General features: G+C 28.6%; 19 protein-coding genes. 8 read left to right on the top strand and 11 right to left on the bottom strand.

Translation table 11 applies throughout. The annotated features are described in order from the left end of the window. From ACH2BO_RS00870 to ACH2BO_RS00860, 3 genes are all read left to right on the top strand, one after another. Nucleotides 1-672, top strand: a 672-nt coding sequence (locus ACH2BO_RS00870; protein ID WP_395042871.1) for a hypothetical protein, incomplete at its 5' end; no start/stop codon positions are given. A 63-nt stretch (nucleotides 673-735) separates the two neighbouring features. Further along, a complete protein-coding gene (locus ACH2BO_RS00865) occupies nucleotides 736-894 on the top strand; it encodes a hypothetical protein (protein ID WP_395042870.1) in 159 nt (52 codons plus the stop codon). A 126-nt stretch (nucleotides 895-1,020) separates the two neighbouring features. Then, on the top strand, nucleotides 1,021-3,303 hold the full coding sequence (locus ACH2BO_RS00860; protein ID WP_395042869.1) for an outer membrane beta-barrel protein: 2,283 nt from the start codon (nucleotides 1,021-1,023) through the stop codon (nucleotides 3,301-3,303). Here the strand turns inward: ACH2BO_RS00860 and dapB are convergent. The 5 genes from dapB to ACH2BO_RS00835 form a co-directional block, all read right to left on the bottom strand. Then, on the bottom strand, nucleotides 3,293-4,009 hold the full coding sequence (gene dapB, locus ACH2BO_RS00855; RefSeq protein WP_395042868.1) for a 4-hydroxy-tetrahydrodipicolinate reductase: 717 nt from the start codon (nucleotides 4,007-4,009) through the stop codon (nucleotides 3,293-3,295). The genes ACH2BO_RS00860 and dapB overlap by 11 nt on opposite strands. Before the next feature lie 57 nt (nucleotides 4,010-4,066). Continuing rightward, nucleotides 4,067-4,576 carry a DUF5683 domain-containing protein gene (locus tag ACH2BO_RS00850; RefSeq protein WP_395042867.1) on the bottom strand — a complete coding sequence of 170 codons (510 nt, stop codon included), beginning with the start codon at nucleotides 4,574-4,576 and terminating at the stop codon, nucleotides 4,067-4,069. Nucleotides 4,577-4,632: 56 nt separating this feature from the next. Beyond that, nucleotides 4,633-5,532 (bottom strand): ParB/RepB/Spo0J family partition protein, encoded by a 900-nt coding sequence (locus ACH2BO_RS00845; RefSeq protein WP_395042866.1) that lies wholly within the window; start codon nucleotides 5,530-5,532, stop codon nucleotides 4,633-4,635. Between the two features lie 3 nt (nucleotides 5,533-5,535). Then, entirely contained in the window at nucleotides 5,536-6,303 is a 768-nt protein-coding gene (locus ACH2BO_RS00840) for a ParA family protein (RefSeq protein ID WP_395042865.1), read from the bottom strand. Nucleotides 6,304-6,563: 260 nt separating this feature from the next. Beyond that, entirely contained in the window at nucleotides 6,564-7,445 is an 882-nt protein-coding gene (locus tag ACH2BO_RS00835) for an SDR family oxidoreductase (RefSeq protein ID WP_395042864.1), read from the bottom strand. 165 nt (nucleotides 7,446-7,610) lie between these two features. Between ACH2BO_RS00835 and ACH2BO_RS00830 the strand changes: the two genes are divergently transcribed. Continuing rightward, nucleotides 7,611-10,856, top strand: a complete 3,246-nt coding sequence (locus tag ACH2BO_RS00830) for a VIT domain-containing protein (protein ID WP_395042863.1) — start codon at nucleotides 7,611-7,613, stop codon at nucleotides 10,854-10,856. A 115-nt stretch (nucleotides 10,857-10,971) separates the two neighbouring features. On the opposite strand, the gene ACH2BO_RS00825 is transcribed toward ACH2BO_RS00830, so the two are convergent. Beyond that, nucleotides 10,972-13,602, bottom strand: a complete 2,631-nt coding sequence (locus tag ACH2BO_RS00825) for a valine--tRNA ligase (RefSeq protein ID WP_395042862.1) — start codon at nucleotides 13,600-13,602, stop codon at nucleotides 10,972-10,974. Between the two features lie 299 nt (nucleotides 13,603-13,901). Here ACH2BO_RS00825 and ACH2BO_RS00820 point away from each other — a divergent pair, with 299 nt between their 5' ends. Then, the gene (locus ACH2BO_RS00820; protein WP_395042861.1) at nucleotides 13,902-14,327 is read left to right on the top strand and encodes a DUF1573 domain-containing protein; all 426 of its coding nucleotides are present in this window, start codon (nucleotides 13,902-13,904) and stop codon (nucleotides 14,325-14,327) included. 54 nt (nucleotides 14,328-14,381) lie between these two features. Here the strand turns inward: ACH2BO_RS00820 and ACH2BO_RS00815 are convergent, their stop codons facing one another. The 3 genes from ACH2BO_RS00815 to ACH2BO_RS00805 form a co-directional block, all read right to left on the bottom strand. Next, complete coding sequence (locus ACH2BO_RS00815) at nucleotides 14,382-14,840, bottom strand: RES family NAD+ phosphorylase (protein ID WP_395042860.1); 459 nt, start codon at nucleotides 14,838-14,840, stop codon at nucleotides 14,382-14,384. 9 nt (nucleotides 14,841-14,849) lie between these two features. Beyond that, on the bottom strand, nucleotides 14,850-15,359 hold the full coding sequence (locus tag ACH2BO_RS00810; protein WP_395042859.1) for an antitoxin Xre/MbcA/ParS toxin-binding domain-containing protein: 510 nt from the start codon (nucleotides 15,357-15,359) through the stop codon (nucleotides 14,850-14,852). A gap of 163 nt (nucleotides 15,360-15,522) precedes the next feature. Then, the gene (locus ACH2BO_RS00805) at nucleotides 15,523-15,828 is read right to left on the bottom strand and encodes a helix-turn-helix domain-containing protein (RefSeq protein WP_395042872.1); all 306 of its coding nucleotides are present in this window, start codon (nucleotides 15,826-15,828) and stop codon (nucleotides 15,523-15,525) included. A 142-nt stretch (nucleotides 15,829-15,970) separates the two neighbouring features. On the opposite strand from ACH2BO_RS00805, the gene ACH2BO_RS00800 reads away from it, so the two are divergent. The 3 genes from ACH2BO_RS00800 to ACH2BO_RS00790 are packed head-to-tail and all read left to right on the top strand — an operon-like array spanning nucleotide 15,971 to nucleotide 17,784. Continuing rightward, entirely contained in the window at nucleotides 15,971-16,558 is a 588-nt protein-coding gene (locus ACH2BO_RS00800; RefSeq protein WP_395042858.1) for a bacteriocin fulvocin C-related protein, read from the top strand. A gap of 4 nt (nucleotides 16,559-16,562) precedes the next feature. Continuing rightward, nucleotides 16,563-17,411: a TlpA family protein disulfide reductase gene (locus tag ACH2BO_RS00795; RefSeq protein WP_395042857.1), complete on the top strand. Its 849-nt coding sequence runs from the start codon at nucleotides 16,563-16,565 to the stop codon at nucleotides 17,409-17,411. Further along, on the top strand, nucleotides 17,401-17,784 hold the full coding sequence (locus tag ACH2BO_RS00790; RefSeq protein ID WP_395042856.1) for a DUF1573 domain-containing protein: 384 nt from the start codon (nucleotides 17,401-17,403) through the stop codon (nucleotides 17,782-17,784). The genes ACH2BO_RS00795 and ACH2BO_RS00790 overlap by 11 nt, the downstream gene beginning before the upstream one ends. 38 nt (nucleotides 17,785-17,822) lie before the next feature. Here the strand turns inward: ACH2BO_RS00790 and ACH2BO_RS00785 are convergent, their stop codons facing one another. Together ACH2BO_RS00785 and ACH2BO_RS00780 are read right to left on the bottom strand one after the other, a co-directional pair. After that, the gene (locus ACH2BO_RS00785) at nucleotides 17,823-20,558 is read right to left on the bottom strand and encodes a DNA gyrase/topoisomerase IV subunit A (RefSeq protein WP_395042855.1); all 2,736 of its coding nucleotides are present in this window, start codon (nucleotides 20,556-20,558) and stop codon (nucleotides 17,823-17,825) included. Nucleotides 20,559-20,611: 53 nt separating this feature from the next. Further along, the coding region (locus tag ACH2BO_RS00780; RefSeq protein WP_395042854.1) for a toprim domain-containing protein at nucleotides 20,612-21,339 on the bottom strand (728 nt) is incomplete at its 5' end.

Raw genomic sequence — 21,339 nt, 5'->3', positions numbered from 1 at the left:
TATAAATACGATATAATTAACAAAAATATTATTGAAACTAAAATAAAAAATGTGGATATTTCTTTTTTAATTTCATTAGATAACGTTTCAAATAAATATTTATTTTTTGGAGAGATATTTAGAAATAATAGTTATAAATCAGGTTTTTTTATTTTAGATATTTTAGAAAATAAAATACTTGATTCAAAAATTTTGCAAACTAATGCAAAATCATATAAACCAGAAACTGTTGTTGAGCATTGTGGATATTTTCAAAAAGCAGAAATTAATTCAATATCTTATACTTGTGATAAAAATTCTAAAATTTTCATATTTAATGGTAAAGGTCTTTTTTTAAATGAATTAAATACTAATGATAATACTTCTTTGCCTAAAGTAATTAAAAATGCAAATAATGAATGTTATTATAGTCGTGCAGGTTTGAAATTTACAAATGCAGGATTATTCATGGCTGATAATAATATATATGTATTTTCAATGGCATCAAAAGAAAAGGATAAAATAATCATTGATCAATATTCAAAATTAAATATGAAATACATACAAAGTTTTAAGCTAAACTACAATAATTACTGTTCAAGCGATATTGTAAATGTTTATATTAAACAGGATATGATAATTCTTAAATTTGAAACTAATTATGCATCTTTTAAATTCTCGAGATATATATGATGGAAATTTTTATTAACTTTAATTTTTTAAATTATGAAACAAAAAATGAAATTTATTGTTGTAGTGTTCGGAGTAACGCTAGCAATTATTGGCTCTATTAATGTTAACGCGACAGCTACAACTATTAGATGCAATGGTAGTACAGGCGGTTGTGTTAAAGTATTATCACCAGATGGAAGTTCTCACTGGCTTGTTGGTGCTAAAACTGTAATTCCAGGTTAGTATTTTCAACTAATTTAGAGCTTCTAAGCTAAATTGTAACTTTCCTGTTTTAAACAGGAAAGTTTTTAGTTATTTTAAATTCTAAAAAAAATCTTTTAAAAACTTATATATTTATCATTAAAACTTATGCATTTAAAAAAAATCTTTTTATTTATTTTAATACTTTCTTATTCATTTATTTTTTCACAAAAAAAAATTGATTTATCAGGAAAAATAAAATCTGAAAACAATTTCTTGTCAGAAGTTTTTATAGAATTGCAAATAGATGAAAATTCAAAATTTGCAGTTTCAAATGAAAATGGTGATTATAAGTTTATCGGTATTAATAGTTTAATAAATGATACTATAATATTAAAAGTAAACTATAAAGGATTTAGACCTTATATTAAAAAGTTGATAATTACCGATGAGATAATGTTTTTTGATGCTGTTTTAGAAAATGACAATATTGAATATTTGGAAGAAGTTGTCATAAAAGCGAATGAGAAAATAACACATTCTGCTAGTAAATCATCATATAAAATTAATCAAAAAAAATTCATAAAAAACTCTAAAGCAACAGAAGTATTGAGTTCAATACCTAATGTTTATTGTAATAAAGAAAGTGGCGAAATTATTGTTGAAGGAAATTTAAGAGCAAAAATTTTCATTGATGGTATTGAAGCTATGCCAAATGAAATAAAAAATTTAAATACGTCAACTATTGATAGGGTTGAGATTATGAATAATCCTTCTTCTACTTTTGGAACTGACTTTATGGGAGCAATTGTAAATATTGTTACAAAAAAAACAAAGCAGCAATTTTTTAAAGGGTCTATAAGTGGTACAACTGGAGTTAGAAATAATTACTTATCGACAAATCCATCTTTTGTTTATAAAAAAGGAATTCTTAGTTTTAAAGGAGATGTTAGTTATTTAAAGAATAATCAAATTAGTACAAATGATTTAACTAGGAATGATAATGATGGATATTATGTGCAAAATTTTATTAACAATTCTAAAGTTACTCAAAATTCTATTAGTTCCAGAATGGGTTTAAATTTTTCTCAAAAATCTGATTTAACATTAAGTGGATATTATGGTGGCTACAAGGTTAATGGAAATATAATAGGAACTTCAAATTTAAATTTAAGTAATTTTAATAATTATAAAAATTTAGATTTTACAACTAATAATGAATTAGAGATTTCATCTGTTTACAAACAAAAAACAGGTGAAAATAAAACTTTATACTTTAAAAAAAAATATACTATTACAAGTAATTTTTATAGTAGTGAATATAATAATAATGACATAATTAATAATTACGATGTAAAATCTCAAAATAATGAACTATCATGGAATTTATGTTATGAAATTCAAAATATCAAAATATTTAAAAAATCAGCAAGTTTATTATATGATTTAAAATATATAAATAGAAATTATAGTTTTATAAATACCGATTTTTATATAAAACAAGATGTTTATAATGGTACATTTGAAGTTAATAATGATTGGTCTGAAAAACTTTCAACTCAAACATCATTTACTTATGAGTATTCTAGTAATAAAAGTGATAGTTTTTTTAAGAATTATAATATACTATTACCTACCTTAAATGCATTATATCATTTTAAAAATAAATCAGATGTTAGTATTGGTTATTCTAAAAAAGTTTTAAGACCAAGTCCTAATGATTTGAATGAAACACTAATAATATATAGTCCTGGAATTGCCAGTCAAGGCAATTCAAATCTTAATCAACAAATAAGAAATTATCATTTCCTTAAATTTAATAAAGAAATTAATTTAGAAAATTATTCTATAAAAATATATAGTACAAACATTAATAATTCTATTGTAAATATTTATAAAAAACAAGGAGATTTATTGATAAGAACTTTAAACAATGCATCTAAATTTAATTCAACAGGAATTGAATTTGGTTATTCGACTCAATTATTTAAGAAAATTGGATTAAATATTGATTCTGGTTTAAACTATAATGTATATGAAACTCAAGATTTATCAGCATTAATAAAAAAAAATAATGGAGTAAGTTTTGAAAGTTCATTATATATCTATACAAATTTATTTAAAGATAAAGTATCAGTTTCATTTTCAGGAACGTATAGCAATCCGAATTATTCACTTCTTTCAAAAAAAGTAACTTATCCTTATTTGGATTTTTCAATTTCAACAAATTTATTTAAAGAAAAATTAGGTTTGAGTTTTTATATTCAAAATCTTCTTGGTGATGATGCAACTATTTCTCGAGATACAAGTAATTCTAATAATTTTCATGAAAGTAGAGTTTCAAGAAATAATTTTACAAATGCATTACTAACTCTAACTTATAATTTTGGTAAAAAATTCGACGATTATTTCGATGATAAAAAAATTGAAAATAATGACATTAGAAAGTAATGTTATTTTCAATATTCAAAACATCTTTCATTGTAAAAACGCCTTTCTTACCAATCAGCCATTCTGCAGCAATTATTGAACCAATGGCAAAACCATCTCGGCTGTGAGCAGTATGTTTTATTTCAATAGTATCAACATTTGAAGTGTAAAAAACAGAATGTGTTCCTGGAATAGCATCTATTCTTTTAACATCAATAAATAAATCATCTGGCTTCGAATTTTCTATTGACCAATTTTTATGTTTTGTATGGTTTATAATTCCGTTTGCTAATGAAATTGCCGTTCCGCTGGGTTTGTCTAATTTATGTGTATGATGAATTTCTTCCATTGAAACTTGATATTGATTGAACTTCGACATCATTTTAGCCAAATAATCGTTCAATTCAAAAAACAAATTTACTCCCAAACTAAAGTTTGAACCATAAATAAAAGCACCTTTTTTTTCATTACATAGCGAAACCATTTTTTCATAATTTTCTAACCAACCTGTAGTGCCAGAAACTACTGGAATTCCTTTATTTAAACATTCTGAAATGTTTTCAATTGCAGCATCAGGAACACTAAAATCTATTGCAACATCAGCATTTTCTATTCCTTCAAAAGTTGTAGAACTTGTTTTTTTTAATATTATTTCGTGACCTCTTTCTAGAGCAATTCGTTCAATTACTTGTCCCATTTTTCCATATCCAAGAAGTGCTAATTTCATATTTTATATTGGTTGCGAATAGTTGCTAAATGTTACAAATGAATTAGTTAAATAAATCTAAAAATTAAAACAAAGTGTTAATGCCAAATTATGTTTATTATCCATCTCATTTTGTTGTAAATCTGGTCTAAGAGATAAGTTTTCGTTTACATTAAATTGCATTAAGTGTGCATCAATATTTGCATCTACAATGTTCAAAATATAAATTCCGGCAGTAATTAATAATGATAAATCACGATTTTTTTGATAAAAACGTTGACCAGAAATTAAACGATTGTTGTCTAAATACTGTAAATTATCATCATTGTAACCAGCCAATCTTCTTTTATAAGCATCACGATATTGATGGTATCTTTTATTGTTAAAGGAATAAGAATAAAGTCCTGTTCCAATTGCTCCATAAACTAATGGAATTTTCCAGTATCTTTTATTGTAAGCTTGCCCTAAACCTGGAACAATAGCCGAATAAAATGCTGCTTTTGATGGTGCTAGCGGATTTATTTTAGATTTTTTTATTGTGTCTTTTGCAATAAATGATTCTGTAATTTGAAGTTTTTCTTGAGCCAATATCGATGTGTTTCCTATGAGAAAAACAATTAAAAATATGTATAATGGCTTAATCACTATGCTTTTAATAATTTGATAATTCTATTAAAATCTTCTTCTGAATGAAACGGAATTGCAATTTTTCCTTTTCCGTTTCCTGCCACTTTTACATCTACTTTTGCTCCAAAGAAATTTGTAAACGCTTTCTTTTGTTCGTCTGCAATAGAAAAGGCATTAGATTTTTTTGCAATTGTTGAAATTGGTTTTAAACCTTCTTGGTATTTTTTTATTAAAGATTCTGTGTCACGAACTGATAAATTTTGACTTACTATTTTATGATAAATATCCGATTGAATGTCTTGATCTTCAATAGTAATCATAGCTCTTCCGTGTCCCATAGAAATAAAACCATCACGAATACCAGTTTGAATAATTGGATCTAATTTTAAAAGTCGTAAATAATTGGTGATTGTAGATCTTTTTTTTCCAACACGTTCACTCATTTGTTCTTGAGTAAGCTGAATTTCTTCGATTAATCGTTGGTAGGATAATGCAATTTCTATTGGATCTAAATCGTGTCGTTGAATGTTTTCAACCAAAGCCATAACCAACGATTCATTATCATTTGCAATTCTAATATAAGCAGGAATTGTATCCAAACCTACAAGTTTAGAAGCACGTAAACGACGTTCACCAGAAATTAATTGGTATTTATTGAAGTCTAATTTTCTAACTGTAATTGGCTGAATAACACCAAGTTCTTTTATTGAAGAAGCTAATTCTTTTAGTGATTCTTCGTTAAAATTTGTACGAGGTTGAAACGGATTTATTTCTATCGAATCTATTTCAATTTCTAAAATATTACCAACAACCTTGTCAGCATTTTTATCGTTTATAGATTTTATGTCATTATCAGGATCTTTTAACAATGCAGACAATCCTCTTCCTAAAGCTTGTTTTTTTATTGCCTTTGCCATAAACTAGTTACTGTTTTTTTTAATAATTTCTTCTGCCAAACTTAGGTAATTGCTTGCACCTTTGCTTGTTGCGTCAAATGCAATAATACTTTCTCCAAAACTTGGTGCTTCGCTTAGTTTTACATTTCGTTGTATAATAGTTTTAAAAACCATATCGTTAAAATGCTTTTGAACTTCTTCAACTACTTGATTAGAAAGGCGTAATCTTGAATCATACATCGTCAATAGCAAACCTTCAATATCTAAATCAGGATTATGTATTTTTTGAACACTTTTAATAGTATTCAATAATTTACCTAAACCTTCTAATGCAAAATATTCACATTGAATAGGAATCAATACACTATCTGCAGCTGTTAAAGCATTTAATGTTAACAAACCTAATGATGGCGCACAATCTATTAAAATATAATCGTAATTGTCTTTTATTTTTTCTAATGCTTGTTTTAGCATGTACTCACGATTTTCTTTGTCAACCAATTCTATTTCAATGGCAACAAGGTCAATATGAGCTGGAATTATATCAACATTTGGCGAAGTCGATTTTACAATTGCTTCTTCTGGTAAATTGCTATGTTCCAGTATTTGATAAGTTCCTATTTCAACAAAGTCAACATCAATTCCTAATCCTGAACTTGCATTTGCTTGTGGATCAGCATCAATTAGTAAAACTTTTTTTTCTAATACACCAAGTGATGCGGCTAAATTGACCGAAGTTGTTGTTTTTCCTACACCACCTTTTTGATTGGCTATTGCAATGATTTTGCCCATTTATTTTATTCAAATTTTGAGTGGTAAAAATACAATTTATTATGGTTTATAAAAGTGTTATTTGTTAACAATGTTGTAAAATTTAGTATTTAGTTTTGAGTTTTCAGTGATCAGTGATCAGTTTTCAGTAATCAGTTTTCAGTTTTCAGTTTTGAACATAGAAATTTAAATATGAAAAAAAATAATTAACTAATATTTCAATAAGTTTTACTAACTACTGAACACTGATTACTGAAAACTGATTACTGACAACTGAGCACTTATTTACTTCCTTTATTTTTTATCATAGTTTCAAGCATATCCCACATTTCTTGAGGAATTTTTTCAAGAATATTAAATTGTCCTGCACCTTGAAGCCATTCGCCACCATCAATTGTAACAACTTCACCATTTATGTAAGCAGAAAAATCAGAAACCAAATAGGCAGCTAAATTTGCCAATTCTTGATGGTCGCCAACTCTTCTTAAAGGCACTTTTTTAGCCATATCAAATTTTTCGGCTAAATCGCCAGGCAATAATCTATCCCAAGCACCTTTTGTTGGAAATGGTCCAGGTGCAATTGCATTCATTCTAATACCATATTTTGCCCATTCTACTGCTAAACTTCTTGTCATTGCAAGAACTCCAGCTTTGGCAGTTGCACTTGGCACTACATATCCCGAACCTGTCCAAGCATAAGTAGTTACAATATTTAATACATTGCAATTAGTTTGTTTTTCTTTTATCCAATGTTTTCCAAAAGCCAAAGTACAGTTTTTAGAACCTTTTAAAACAATATCTATAATGGTATCAAATGCATTGGCTGATAATCTTTCAGTTGGAGAAATGAAATTTCCTGCAGCATTATTTAGTAAAACATCAACTTTGCCAAAAGAGGTAATTACTTTGGCTAACATTGCTTCAACTTGGTCATAATGTCGAACATCACATTGAATTGGTAAACATTTTCCATTGGTTGCATTTTCAAGTTCAGCAGCTGTATTTTTTAACTTTTCCAAATCACGAGATGTTATTGCAACATTTGCGCCTAATTCTAAAAAATATTTGGTCATTGCTTTACCCAAGCCACTTCCGCCACCAGTTACCACTATTGTTTTACCTTTTAAGGCATCGTCACGAAGCATTTTAGCTGAAAAATCCATAGTTATTTTATTTTGATTTTCAAATGTAGTAAAAATAATTGTTATGCACGCATAGTATTTTCAAGTTTAAATAAAATTTATTTTTCAAGCATCCCAACCTTTTTATAAAATTAGTTCTCTATACAATTATAACTCTTTTTGTGAGAAACCTAAAAAATGATATTTATGAAAAATGTAATCTTATTTATGCTGTTTTGTTTCAGCTGTTTTGTTCAAAGTCAAAGTCCACAATTGAATGTAAATGGAAAAGATTCTTCTTTGGTTAGATTGAATCAACTAAAGGTAAATGTAAAAGTTGTAGGCAATATTGCTTACACAACAACCGAAATGCATTTTTTTAACGGAACCAATCGTCAAATGGAAGCAGAGCTTATGTTTCCGTTGCCAGAAAGCGTTTCTGTTTCAAGATATGCGATTGATATTAATGGCAAAATGCGTGAAGCTGTTCCAGTAAATAAAAATAAAGGAAAACAAGTTTTTGAAGCAATTGAACATCGCAGAGTTGATCCAGGATTATTAGAAAAAGTTGAAGGAAATAATTTTAGAACACGAATTTATCCTTTGATGCCAGGCAAAGAACGTATTGTAATTATTGGATATGAGCAAGAATTAAGCAGTTTTGATGCTACACATTTGTCTTATCAAATGTTGAGTAGTTATCCAGTTCAATTGGATATTTTTGAATTGAATGTTGCTATAATTGGTGCTTCATCTGAACCAACAATTACAACTGATGAAGGTTTATTGGCATTAGAAAATATTAATCAAAGTTATCAAATTTCTATAAAAAAGAATAATTATAAGCCCAAAGATAAGATGTTGATTACCATTCCAATTCGTTCTGATATTCCGAGTGTAGTAGTCCAATCTGTAAACAATCAACATTATTTTTATGCAAATACAATTCTTGAAAATATTAAAATCCACAAGAAAAATCTAACATCTATTGGTTTAATTTGGGATGTTTCGCTGAGTTGTAGAAAAAGAAATTTGAAAAAAGAGTTACAACTATTGGATGCTTATTTTTCTGACTTAAAAAATGTTGAAGTAACTCTTTATCAGTTAGGATATGCTTTCGAAAAAAAGAATAGTTATAGTATAAAAAATGCAGATTGGTCAGCTTTAAAATCTGTTTTAGTGAATACTCAATATGATGGAGGAACTCGTTTTTCTAAAATAAAGTTACCAACTCACGATGAATATTTATTTTTTACAGATGGATTATCATCTTTGAGTTCCAATGTTTTGCCAACTATAAAAAAACCAATTTATACAATTAGTTCCTTAACTTCATCAGATTATGCTTTTTTGAATTATAATGCCATTAAAACTGCTGGTAATTTTATTAATTTGAATGAATTAAAAGTTGCCGATGCAATGGATAAATTAGTTTTTCAGAGTTTGAAATTTCTTGGAGTTAAAGATAATTATTTAGTTACTGAAATGTATCCAATGGTTGGAACACAAGCATCTGGAAGTTTTAGTGTTGCTGGAATTTCATTAAAAGCTACTAATGAAGTTGTATTGCAATTTGGATATAATGAAACACCAATTTTAGAAAAAACTATACTAATTGATGCTACTAATCAAGCATCAAATGAAGTTAGTATCGAAAAACTTTGGGCACAGAAAAAGATTGCTTTTTTAGAAATTCAATACAAGCAAAATGCTGAGGAAATTGAAACTATAGGAAAAAAATATGGAATTATTACTCAAAACACATCATTAATTGTTTTAGAAAGTTTAAACGATTATATTCAATATGACATAGTTCCTCCTACAGAATTGCGTGAAGAATTTGATAAAATTATGAAACAACAAATTACCAATGCTCAAGCCAAAAAATATAGTAATTGGGAAAATGTTGCCAATTATTATCAACAACTTATGTCTTGGTGGAATAATGATGTTAAATATCAAATACCAAAACCAAAACCAATTATTGTTTCTAAACCAATCAAAATGGTTGGCAATATTCGAGGCGTTGTTACTGATGATGTTGGTGGTTTACCTGGAGCAACTGTTGTTGTTAAAGGAACTACAAGAGGAGTTGCAACTGATATTGACGGAAAATTTGCACTAAATGCTAGACAAGGCGAAACTTTAGTAATTTCTTTTATTGGTATGGAAGTTAAGCAATTGACTATAGGAAGACAAACAAATTATACCATTAGACTGAAAAATTCTTCATCAACTTTGGATGAAGTTTTAATAACTGGTGCAAATGGAATAAAAAGAGATTCTAGAGAAGAAGATGATGAAGATAGCGGTGTAGAAGTAAAAAAACGAAGAGTAGTTCAAACTTCGTCAATGCAACTTGTAAAAAGTGAAAGTATAGAGGTTTCTGCAAATAAAATATCAGATAAGACTTTAGCAGGAAAAGTTTCTGGAATACGAGTTACAAATTCTAACGGTTTTTCAAGAAACGGAACTTACAATTGGAAATCATCCGATTCAATTTCAATTGAAAACAATGAAAATGGCTATTTTGAAAAGGAAAAAACTAAGGTTAATCAATGGAATCCAGATAGAATTTATTTAAAGGTATTGGCAAATGTTGCAGCCGATAAAAAGTATGAGGCATACTTGCAATTAAGAAATGACGAAATAACAAATCCAAATTTTTACTTTGATGTAGCCAATTATTTTTATGACAATGGCGATAAAGAAAAAGCACTGCTGGTATTGAGTAATATTGCCGATTTAGGATTAGAAAACCATCAGTTGTATAAATCTTTAACTTATTTATTGCGTCAATGGGAAGCTTTTGATGATGCATTGTTTACCGCAAATCAAGTGGCAATTTGGAGAGCGCAAGAACCACAAGCACATCGAGATTTGGGTTTAACATTAGAAGATAATAAACAATATCAAGCAGGTTTTGATGAATTAATAAAAGCATTAGAAGTAAATTATTATGGTGAAATGAGCGGACAATATTCAGGAGTAGAAGATATTATATTAATGGATTTAAACCGAATGATGCAAGAACATAAAGGAATTAAAACTGATAAATTAGATAAAAAATATTTAAATAAAATGCCAGTCGAAATAAGAATTATCTTAAACTGGAATCAAATGGATACCGATATCGATTTGCATGTAATTGAACCAACTGGCGAAGAATGTTATTATGGTCACAGAGATACTCAAGCTGGCGCAAGATTTTCTAAAGATTTTACTCAAGGTTATGGTCCAGAACAATATTTATTACGCAATGCTGTAAAAGGAAAATACATGATTAAAACCAATTATTTTGGAGAAAGAACACTTACAGAAAATGGTCCAACAACGGTTATGGTAGAAATTTATACAACCAAAGCCAACGGAAAAACCGAACGAACTCTTCAAACTATTCAATTAGGAAAAGTGAAACAAAACGAGAATTTGGCCGAAATAACAATAGATTAGTTAATTAGTTAGGTTAATTTTTGGAAAGCAGCTTTGAAAGAAATTTTGAAGCTGTTTTTTTTAAATAAATTTCTAAAAAAAAAATATCCCAAGCCGAAAACTTGGGATTTGTTATTTATTTTAAACCTGCTAAACTCTGCTCTAAAGTTGTAATTTTAGACAAAGTATCGGCTTCTTTTTTACGTTCTATTTCTAACACTTTTTCTGGTGCTCCAGCAACAAATTTTTCGTTTAATAGTTTAGCTTGCACCGATTTTAGAAATCCTTTATTGTAAATTAATTCTTCTGTTAATTTGGCAATTTCGGCTTCAATATCTATGTTTCCTGATATTGGTATAAAGTATTCGTTAGAATTTACTCTGTAAGACAATGCACCATCAACTTTATCTGAAACATATTCTAATGTATTGATGTTTCCAAGTTTAGAAACAACTGAATCAAAATAACTTGAAGCTTTGTCATTGTTTAAAATTTTTAAATCTATAGTATCTTTAAACGGAATATTTTTATCTTTTCTAATAGTTCTTATTCCTGAAATTACCTCAATTGTTGTATCAAAATCTGAAATTAATTTTTCATTAAAAGATTTTGATTCTGGCCATTGCGAAACTATCAAAGCATTTTGAGATGTTCTTTCAGCTATTAAATGCCAAATTTCTTCTGTTAAAAATGGCATAAACGGATGTAATAATTTTAAATTACTTTCCATCATTTCTATGGCTTTGTCAAATGTAACTTTGTCAATTGGTTGTTGGTATGCAGGTTTTATCATTTCTAAAAACCAAGAACAAAAATCGTCCCAAACTAGTTTGTAAATTGCCATTAAAGCATCAGATATTCTGTATTTTTCAAAATGATCTTCTATTTCTATAAGCGTTTGTTGCAGTTTAGTTTCATACCATTCTATTGCAACTTTAGACGATTGTGGTTGCTCAATTGAACTTGAAACTTCCCAACCTTTAATCAATTTAAAGGCATTCCAAATTTTGTTAGAAAATACTTTTCCTTGATTACACAGTTCTTCGTCGAACATGATATCGTTTCCTGCAGATGCACTTAAAAGCAATCCTACGCGAACTCCATCGGCACCAAATTTTTCTATTAATTCTAAGGGATCAGGCGAATTTCCTAATGATTTAGACATTTTTCTGCGTTCTTTGTCACGTACTAAACCAGTTAAATATACATTTGTAAATGGTTTTTCACCAGCATATTCATAACCAGCAATTATCATTCGAGCAACCCAAAAAAATAAAATATCTGGACCAGTTACTAAATCGTTGGTTGGATAATAGTATTTAAAATCTTCGTTTTCTGGATTTAAAATTCCACCAAAAACTGCCATTGGCCACAACCATGATGAAAACCAAGTATCAAGTGCGTCTTCGTCTTGTCTTAAATTTTTTGTTGTGAGTTGTGGGTTTTGAGTTTTGAGTTTTGCTAAAACTAATGCTTCCTCTATATTTTTGGCAACTACAAAATCTTCTTTTCCATCTCCATAGAAATAAGCCGGAATTTGTTGTCCCCACCAAAGTTGACGAGAAATATTCCAATCGCGAATGTTTTCTAACCAATGACGATATGTATTGTCAAATCGTTTTGGATATAATTTTATTTCGTTTGATTCTAAAACTGCTTTTATAGCTGGTTTTACCAAATCTTCCATTTTTAGAAACCATTGATCGGATAATCTTGGTTCGATAACTGCTTTGGTTCTTTCAGAAGTTCCAACTTTATTGAGATGTGATTCGGTTTTGGCTAAAGCACCAATTGTTTCTAGTTCTTTGACAATTTCTTCACGAACTACAAATCTATCTTTTCCTTGATAATGCAATCCAAAAGAGTTTAAAGTTGCATCTTCATTGAAGATGTCAATGATTTCAAGGTTGTGTTTTTCTCCAAGAGTTTTATCGTTCATATCGTGAGCTGGAGTTACTTTTAAACATCCAGTTCCGAATTCTATATCTACATATTCGTCTTCAATAATAGGAATTATTCTTCCTGATATTGGAATTATTACTTTTTTACCTTTTAAATGTGTAAAACGTTCATCGTTTGGATTTATACATATTGCTGTATCTCCAAAAATAGTTTCTGGACGAGTTGTTGCAACTGTAAGAAATTGGTCAGAATTTTCTAATTTATATTTTAAAAAATATAATTTTCCTTGGCGTTCTTCAAAAATTACTTCTTCGTCAGACAAAGTTGTTTTGGCTTCTGGATCCCAATTTACCATTCTATAACCACGATAAATCAATCCTTTATTGTATAAATCTACAAAAGAATGTATTACAGAAGCCGACATATCATCGTCCATAGTGAACTTGGTTCTGCTCCAATCGCAAGAACATCCTAATTGTTTTAGTTGTTCTAGAATAGTTCCTCCATATTTGGTGGTCCAATCCCAAGCGTGTTTTAGAAATTCTTCTCTAGTTAAATCGTTTTTGTTAATTCCTTCACTTTTTAATTTGGCTACAACTTTTGCTTCGGTTGCAATTGATGCGTGATCTGTTCCTGGAACCCAACAAGCGTTGAAACCTTTTAGTCGTGCACGACGAATGAGTACATCTTGAATGGTATTGTTCAACATGTGTCCCATGTGTAAAACTCCAGTTACATTGGGTGGCGGAATTACTATTGTGTATGGTGTACGAGAATCTGGTTTGGATGTAAAATAATCGTTTTTCATCCAATAGTCGTACCATTTGTTCTCTATTTCTTTGGCGTTGAATTGTGCTGGAATCATTTATATATTTGATTTATTATATTAGATATTTGAATTTTTATTTGAATAAGATTTAATTACCAATGCTTTTTAGCCCTGATAGTAGAGAAAATACTTGTTTTTTTAACAAGTATTGTAACGTATAGCAGGAAAACGGATTGCTGATAAAAAGCTAACCATTCGCTTCAAAAAAAATTGGTATACTATTTGTATTCTATTTGCAAAAGTAAGTAATATGTACTTTTATAAAAAATTAAGAATTAAATTTTTGTGTATTAATTTAAAGTAAGTAAATTTACACTATTCAAATGAAAAAAGAAATGAAAAAAATTATACTTTTTGCAGCAATAATAGTTAGTTCTGTTGGGTTTTCTCAAGCAAAAATTGAGTTTAAAGCGGTAGACAATACTATAGATTATGGAACGGTTTATAAAGGTGAAGATTCAGGAAAGAGAGTTTTTGAGTTTAAAAACACTGGTGATGCACCTTTAATTATTACAAATGTAGTTTCTACATGTGGTTGTACAGTGCCTACAAAGCCAACGCAACCAATTATGCCAGGAAAGTCAGATAAAATTGAAGTTCAGTACAATATGAATCCTGGACCAATTAGAAAAACTATTACTGTTGAGACTAATGCTGCCAATGTTGAAGGTGGAAGAGTAGCAATAAAAATTAAAGGTGAAGTATTGGTTAGAGCTGAAGTAAATCCTTTAGAGAAGAAAAAATCTAGTCCGATGCAATAATATTATAAACGCTCTTTTAGGAGCGTTTTTTTATTGAAGTTATATTAGAAATTTCTATTTTGATTTAATTCTAATATCATATTCAAAATCTTCAATTGCTATAATTTTAAAATTTTGACTTTTTAGATGTTTTGGGATTAACAAATAATTAAATTCAGTAGAAATTATTGTCGAAGGAATTTTGATTATTGGTTTTTTGCAATTTTTAAGTAAATCAGCACCAAAAATTTGAGTCAATGAAGAAACAGGAAATGAATTCCAATTTTCAGGAAGATTTTTTATTGAAATTTCTTCAATTTCAGTTTCAGGAATTTCAATAACAGTAAAACACAAACCACTAGGAATATCCATAGAATTAATATTTACAGAAAACTCTAAAACAGCCAAAGCTCTACTAGCAGAAGTATATAAACAAGAAGTGCCAACTGGATTCCATCTACCACCAAATAATCTAGCACCTTCACCAAGTAAATCAGTACTATATTGCTTTTTTCCTACTCTGTAAACAATCATTGCAGAAATTTAAGAGTAAACACCATATTCTATTCTACCAATAAGATTTTTTATTTCTTCTCTACCAAATTGATTATCAACAATATCATATGGAGTTTTACCTGCTAAAGCTTTATTTGCTCTAAACATCCAATCATTAAACTTAGCTTCGTCTTCAAAAACTTTATAACCGTAAGAATATAAATCACTCAATGCTAAAATTCTTTCGGAAACAGTATCGCTATAAGTTTCATTACCTTTTTTATTGATTAAAGTTGCTCTTGTTACTGATAGTGCAATAGATAATTTGTCATAATCTAGCTCAGCTCTTGACTTTAGATTTTCTAGATTTGTTTTTTTTAAACCAGAATGTAAAATTGCCATTTTTTCAAAGGAAGCCAATTTATATTCTGGAACTTTATCACCTGTATTATACAAAATTGATTTGGAAAATACAGGCAAGTTATAGTTTTCATAAGCTGCTGGTGGTTCATTGAGAACATTAAAATCTTCGTTTTCTTTTATTTTATATTTTGCCATAGTATAAATTACTTTTAAATAGAGTATAAAATTATACTATTTTATTTGGATAACAAAATTTTTATGTATTTTTTTTATATTATTTTAGTATCATTCAAAACTCAACCCAATTTGTCCATCATCGCCGGTTTCGGTTTGGATATTAAATTGCAATTATTAACAATTATTTTTTTAATAAATTTCTTAAAAAACTAATTTCTTCTTTTAAAGTCTTAATATGATCCTTATCAGAATTAATAATTGAATCAACATATGCACTTGGATTTTCACTATTTTGTTGATTAATTATTTTTAAAGTTTTTTCATCAATTAATTCAGAAACGGAAGTTTTTAATACTTTTGCAATATGAACTAATCTAGTTATGCTAATTCTCTCATCATCTTTTTCAAGTCTAGCATATGAAGGTTGAGTAATTCCTAATTCAATAGCAATATTATCTTGAGACAATCCTCTGGTTTCTCTTAAAATTCTTATTTTGTTTCATATTACATTCATAATTTGTATAATTTATATCAAAAATAAATAAAATATTTATAATACAAATAATTCATTAAGTTTATTATCGGAAATTTACTAAAAATAATTATTAAACTAATTAAATTCAAATCTTATGAAAAAATTAATTTTAACTTTGGGAATTGTAATGTCATTTTTTGCATCTTGTAATAGTGATTATGAGACATTAAAAAATGATAGCAATTCAAGAATTGCTGTTGTTTTGAGCGAAAAAAATTACGATAGTCAAAAACTAATGTATTTGATGTTGTCTAGTGAGGATAAATACAAAATATGGAATAGTAAATTAGAAAATCTAATAGCAAATAAAAAACTTAATGAAAAACAATTGGATTTATTAAAAAAATTAAAATCAAATTTTACTATTAATTTATTTGATGATTATAAAAATAATAATGAAAGAGAAATTTTCAAAAATGTAATAGTTAAAGATTTTTTAAAAAAAGCTGAACTAACTTTTTCTTATGAATTTATTTATAATAATTTTTATACAATTAGTGGTAGAGTTTTTGATGGCGGTAGTGGTGATCCATTACCGAATTGTACTTGTAACAAAGGTTCTATATATTCGTGTGCTATGCAGGTTAATGATTGTAAAGATTCTTTACTTTGTAAATCAACTACAGCTGGTTGTGGCTTTATGACATATTTTGAATGTAATGGAAAATGTTATATACAATAAAAAAATGAAAAAAGTTATAATTAATAAAACTCTATATATTATTGGATTGATAATAATTTTGTATGTAAATCTTTTTGGAAGAGCATATGGTTTATATCTTAATTTTATTGTATCGGGTTTTATTAATTTTTTTTTAAGTTATTATCTTTTAAAATTGAATCCTTTTAAAAAAATTGGAATTTTTTTAATTTTTTTGCCTTTTTTGTTGTTGTTGCCAACAACAATTTATGGAGCTATAACAAATCAACGAATGCCAGGAATCGTTGGATTTATTATTTATATTGTTTCGTCAATATTTGGTATAATAGTATTTAAGACTGAAAAAAAAGTAATTTATATAATTTTATATTTCTTATCATTTATAATTTTAACAATTAATTATTTTAATATTCTGAATTATTATTATTACAGATTTGATCAAAATAAAATAATTGGAGAAAGCGTTCCTAAAATTTTTTTAAAAGATGAATTTGGGAATTCTTCTATTATTTTAGTTAATAATAAGATTCAAGTAATTGATTTATGGTCAAATTCTTGCGCAGAGTGTATTAAACAGTTTCCAAAATTTGAAGAATTAAAGAACAAATATAAAAATGATGATGAAGTAGATTTTTATGGTTTGAATGTGATGGAAAAAAATCAAGATTTTGAACGCTCAAAATCTTTTTTAAGTAATTATACATTTAAAAATTTTTATACTAATAAGGATATTTTTAAAAAATTAAATTTTTCAGCTGTTCCTTATTACATGATAATTAATAAAAAAGGTAAGATTATATACTTTGGTAGTTTGAATGTTGAGAAGAATGAAACTTACAATAATATTTATAACTTAATTGAAAATGAGAAATAGAATTACTTTCCTAATAATAATAATTTTACTAGTTTTTTTTTCATGTAAAAATAAAACTAATGATTACGCAAAAATAGAATATAAAAATGAAATAAATTTTGGCAAGATAAAAGTATTTGATACCGTTTTAAAAAAAATTAAATTAAAAAATGTATCTTCTAATTTGTTAATAATAAAGAAATTAGAAACAAGCTGTGGTTGTACTGTAGTTGAATTAAATGATTCTATTATTGAACCAAATAATTTTGCTGAAATTAAAGTAGAATTTATATCTGATAAAAGTAATATTGGTAAAATAAATAAATCCATAATTATTGATGCAAATACAAAACCAAACTTTACTGTATTATATCTCAAAGGTTTTGTTGAATAAATTTTATAGTGATAAGTTTTTGAACTTATCACTATATTTTACTCAAAACTCAACCCAATTTGTCCATCATCGCCGGTTTCGGTTTGGATATCCTCAGAAATTGTTTCTTCATCGGAAACTTCTATTTCTTCTGGTTCAATTTCTTCTGGTTCTTCAAATGGTAATGATTCTAATAAATTTACTTGTTTTAATTTTTCAGTTGTCAATTGATTTCCAATGGCTTTTATTCCTTTTACGGTAATAAATTGTTCCATATCAATTGTTTGATTGTCTTTTTGAACACCTTTTACTTTAGCAAAAACAACTTCTGCAACTGGTCGCCAATCGGTAGAAACAATTTCGAGTTGTGATTTTTCGTGTTCGGTGATGAAAATTTCTTCTTTATTTTCGTTTTCAACCAAGAAACGTTTTATAAAATAGCGTTCTTTTTCGCCATCATAATAAATAGTAGATATTGGTTTTTTAGGATGCCATTTTTCCATCACAATCATATCTTCGTCGAAATGCGTAGTTAATTCGGGAATAATAGTTTTTAATTTTCCCGATTGATTGATGATAAGTAATCTATCGTTTGGTCTAAATTCTCCTAATAATTCGCCTCTTCCATCAACATTCAATCTTTGCACTGTATCATCAAACCACACTTTTCGTGGTCGCAAAGTTGAAATTCCTTTTTCTTTTAATTCGATTTTTTTTATAGGATATTTGGTAACTGTATTTCCACGACTTGCTCTTCCTTTAATTGCAATATCAGTAAAATCTAAATCCCATTTTAGTTTTTTAACACTTCCAACTTGGCGTAATAATATGGTTACAACCTCAGCTTCACCATTAGGATTTGCAGAGAAATACAACACTTGTGAACCTGCTTTTTCTTGGGTTAAATCATAAAATTTATCACGAGTAACACCCGAAACATTGAAACGTTTAATAAAAGTTGAACCATTTTTACCATCGCGATACATCATATTATAAATAGTTCGCTTGTCATTTTTGTCAAAAATCGCAATATGAATAATATCTTTTCCAACAAATTTCTTATCATCAACTTTAGAAATCATCAGTTTTCCATCTCGAAGAAAAACGATAACATCATCAATATCAGAACAATCGGCAACATATTCGTCTTTTTTGAGTCCAGTCCCTACGAAACCTTCTTCCTTATTTACATACAATTTTGTGTTACGCAAAGCTACTTTTGTTGCTTCAATCGTATCGAAACTTCTCAGTTCTGTTTGGCGCTCACGACCTTTTCCGTACTTTTCTTTTAGACGTGTAAAATAATCAATAGCAAAATCGATTAAGTTCTCTAAATGGTGTTTCACTTGTTCGATATCACCTTCTAAAGTTTCAATTTTATCTTGTGCTTTGTTACTGTCAAATTTAGAAATACGCATAATTCGTATGTCTAACAATCGAAGAATATCGTCTTCGGTAACGGCTCGTTTCAGGTTTTTTGTGAATGGTTTTAATCCGTCATCAACTGCTTTTATAACATCTTCACGAGTGGTTTTGTCCTCAATATCACGGTATATTTTATTTTCGATAAAAATACGTTCTAACGAAAGGAAATGCCATTGCTCTTCGAGTTCACTTAACTGAATTTCGAGTTCGCTTTTTAGCAATTGAACGGTTCTGTTGGTCGAAATTTTTAACATCGCAGAAACACCAATAAATAACGGTTTGTTGTCTTCAATAACACAACCTAAAGGCGCAACCGACGTTTCGCAGGCCGTAAATGCAAACAAAGCATCAATGGTTTTATCTGGCGAAACTCCTGGGAAAAGATGAATTAATATTTCAACTTCTGCCGCCGTGTTGTCTTCAATTTTTTTGATTTTGATTTTCCCTTTTTCATTGGCTTTCAAAATACTATCGATTAATGTTGATGTATTTGTAGAAAAAGGAATTTGGGTAATGACTAATGTTTGCTTGTCTAATTGCGAAATTTTGGCACGCACACGAACTCTTCCACCACGCAAACCGTCATTATAATTGGAAACATCGGCAATACCAGCCGTTTGAAAATCTGGATAAATGGTGAATGGTTTTCCTTTCAGAATTTTTATTGAAGCGTCGATTAGTTCATTAAAATTGTGTGGTAAAACTTTGGTAGACAATCCTACCGCAATCCCTTCGGCACCAGAAGCCAATAATAATGGAAATTTTACAGGCAAATTATTAGGTTCTGCACGACGACCATCATAAGAAACTCCCCAATCGGTAATTTTAGGAGAATACAAAACTTCTAAAGCAAATTTTGACAAACGTGCTTCGATATAACGTGAAGCTGCAGCACTATCACCAGTTAAGATATTTCCCCAGTTCCCTTGGCAATCAATCAATAATTCACGCTGACCAATTTGTACCATTGCATCACCAATACTCGCATCTCCGTGAGGATGATATTGCATCGTATGACCTACAACATTGGCAACTTTATTATAACGACCATCATCTAACTCTTTTAGTGAGTGCATAATACGACGCTGAACTGGTTTAAAACCATCTTCAATTGCAGGTACAGCACGCTCGAGAATCACATAAGAAGCGTAATCCAAAAACCAATCTTTGTACATTCCTGTAACTTTGGTAATGGTATCTTCTGGATTCTCGTCGTTTTCGTAAAAATGCTGACCTTCAAAGTGTTTAGCATCTACTTCAATAATTTCATCAGCGTCATTTTCTTCTTGATTTTCATCAATAGAATAGTCTTCTGACTGGTTATCGTCTTCTGAATTTGGGTTTATGTTGTCTTCTTCTTCGTCTTTCATTTATGCTGAATTTATTTCAGTATCTTTTTCGTTAACAGTTTACTTTTATATTTCTATACTTGTTCAACCACATCTAATTCAACCTTCAAATTATTGATGATAAATGTTTGCCTATCAGGTGTATTTTTACCCATATAAAACTCCAATAATTTTTCTATTGATGTCGATTTATCTAACATAACTGGATCTAAACGAATGGTTTCTCCAATAAAATTTTTGAATTCGTCTGGAGAAATTTCTCCTAATCCCTTAAATCGAGTAATTTCTGGTTTTGGCTTCAATTTTTCGATGGCATCTCTTCGCTCTTGTTCGGAATAACAATAAATGGTTTCTTTCTTGTTACGCACACGAAATAATGGCGTTTGAAGAATATACAAATGACCTTCCTTGATCATTTCTGGGAAAAATTGCAAGAAGAAGGTAATTAGTAACAAACGAATGTGCATACCATCGACATCGGCATCGGTAGCAATTACGATATTGTTATAACGTAAATCTTCCATACTTTCTTCAATGTTCAATGCGGCTTGCAATAAATTGAATTCTTCGTTTTCGTACACAATTTTCTTTGTCATTCCGTACGAATTTAGTGGCTTACCACGTAAACTGAAAACGGCTTGTGTATTTACGTCACGACTTTTAGTAATCGAACCAGAAGCAGAATCTCCCTCAGTAATAAAAAGCGTACTTTCTAAACTTCTTGGGTTTTTCGCATCCGTTAAATGTACTCGGCAATCGCGTAATTTCTTATTGTGTAAATTGGCTTTCTTCGCTCTGTCTT

The sequence above is a fragment of the Flavobacterium sp. genome, assembly GCF_043773265.1.
Classification (GTDB): Bacteria; Bacteroidota; Bacteroidia; order Flavobacteriales; family Flavobacteriaceae; genus Flavobacterium.
The sequence above is the reverse complement of the archived record's forward strand: the minus strand, read 5'-3'. Positions and strand labels throughout refer to the sequence as shown.

Excerpts from the sequence above, each read along its gene's own strand:
- ACH2BO_RS00860 (WP_395042869.1), top strand. The coding sequence starts at position 1,021 with ATGCATTTAAAAAAAATCTTTTTATTTATTTTAATACTTTCTTATTCA.
- dapB (WP_395042868.1), bottom strand. The coding sequence starts at position 4,009 with ATGAAATTAGCACTTCTTGGATATGGAAAAATGGGACAAGTAATTGAA.
- ACH2BO_RS00845 (WP_395042866.1), bottom strand. The coding sequence starts at position 5,532 with ATGGCAAAGGCAATAAAAAAACAAGCTTTAGGAAGAGGATTGTCTGCA.
- ACH2BO_RS00840 (WP_395042865.1), bottom strand. The coding sequence starts at position 6,303 with ATGGGCAAAATCATTGCAATAGCCAATCAAAAAGGTGGTGTAGGAAAA.
- ACH2BO_RS00835 (WP_395042864.1), bottom strand. The coding sequence starts at position 7,445 with ATGGATTTTTCAGCTAAAATGCTTCGTGACGATGCCTTAAAAGGTAAA.
- ACH2BO_RS00830 (WP_395042863.1), top strand. The coding sequence starts at position 7,611 with ATGAAAAATGTAATCTTATTTATGCTGTTTTGTTTCAGCTGTTTTGTT.
- ACH2BO_RS00825 (WP_395042862.1), bottom strand. The coding sequence starts at position 13,602 with ATGATTCCAGCACAATTCAACGCCAAAGAAATAGAGAACAAATGGTAC.
- ACH2BO_RS00820 (WP_395042861.1), top strand. The coding sequence starts at position 13,902 with ATGAAAAAAATTATACTTTTTGCAGCAATAATAGTTAGTTCTGTTGGG.
- ACH2BO_RS00815 (WP_395042860.1), bottom strand. The coding sequence starts at position 14,840 with ATGATTGTTTACAGAGTAGGAAAAAAGCAATATAGTACTGATTTACTT.
- ACH2BO_RS00810 (WP_395042859.1), bottom strand. The coding sequence starts at position 15,359 with ATGGCAAAATATAAAATAAAAGAAAACGAAGATTTTAATGTTCTCAAT.
- ACH2BO_RS00800 (WP_395042858.1), top strand. The coding sequence starts at position 15,971 with ATGAAAAAATTAATTTTAACTTTGGGAATTGTAATGTCATTTTTTGCA.
- ACH2BO_RS00795 (WP_395042857.1), top strand. The coding sequence starts at position 16,563 with ATGAAAAAAGTTATAATTAATAAAACTCTATATATTATTGGATTGATA.
- ACH2BO_RS00790 (WP_395042856.1), top strand. The coding sequence starts at position 17,401 with ATGAGAAATAGAATTACTTTCCTAATAATAATAATTTTACTAGTTTTT.
- ACH2BO_RS00785 (WP_395042855.1), bottom strand. The coding sequence starts at position 20,558 with ATGAAAGACGAAGAAGAAGACAACATAAACCCAAATTCAGAAGACGAT.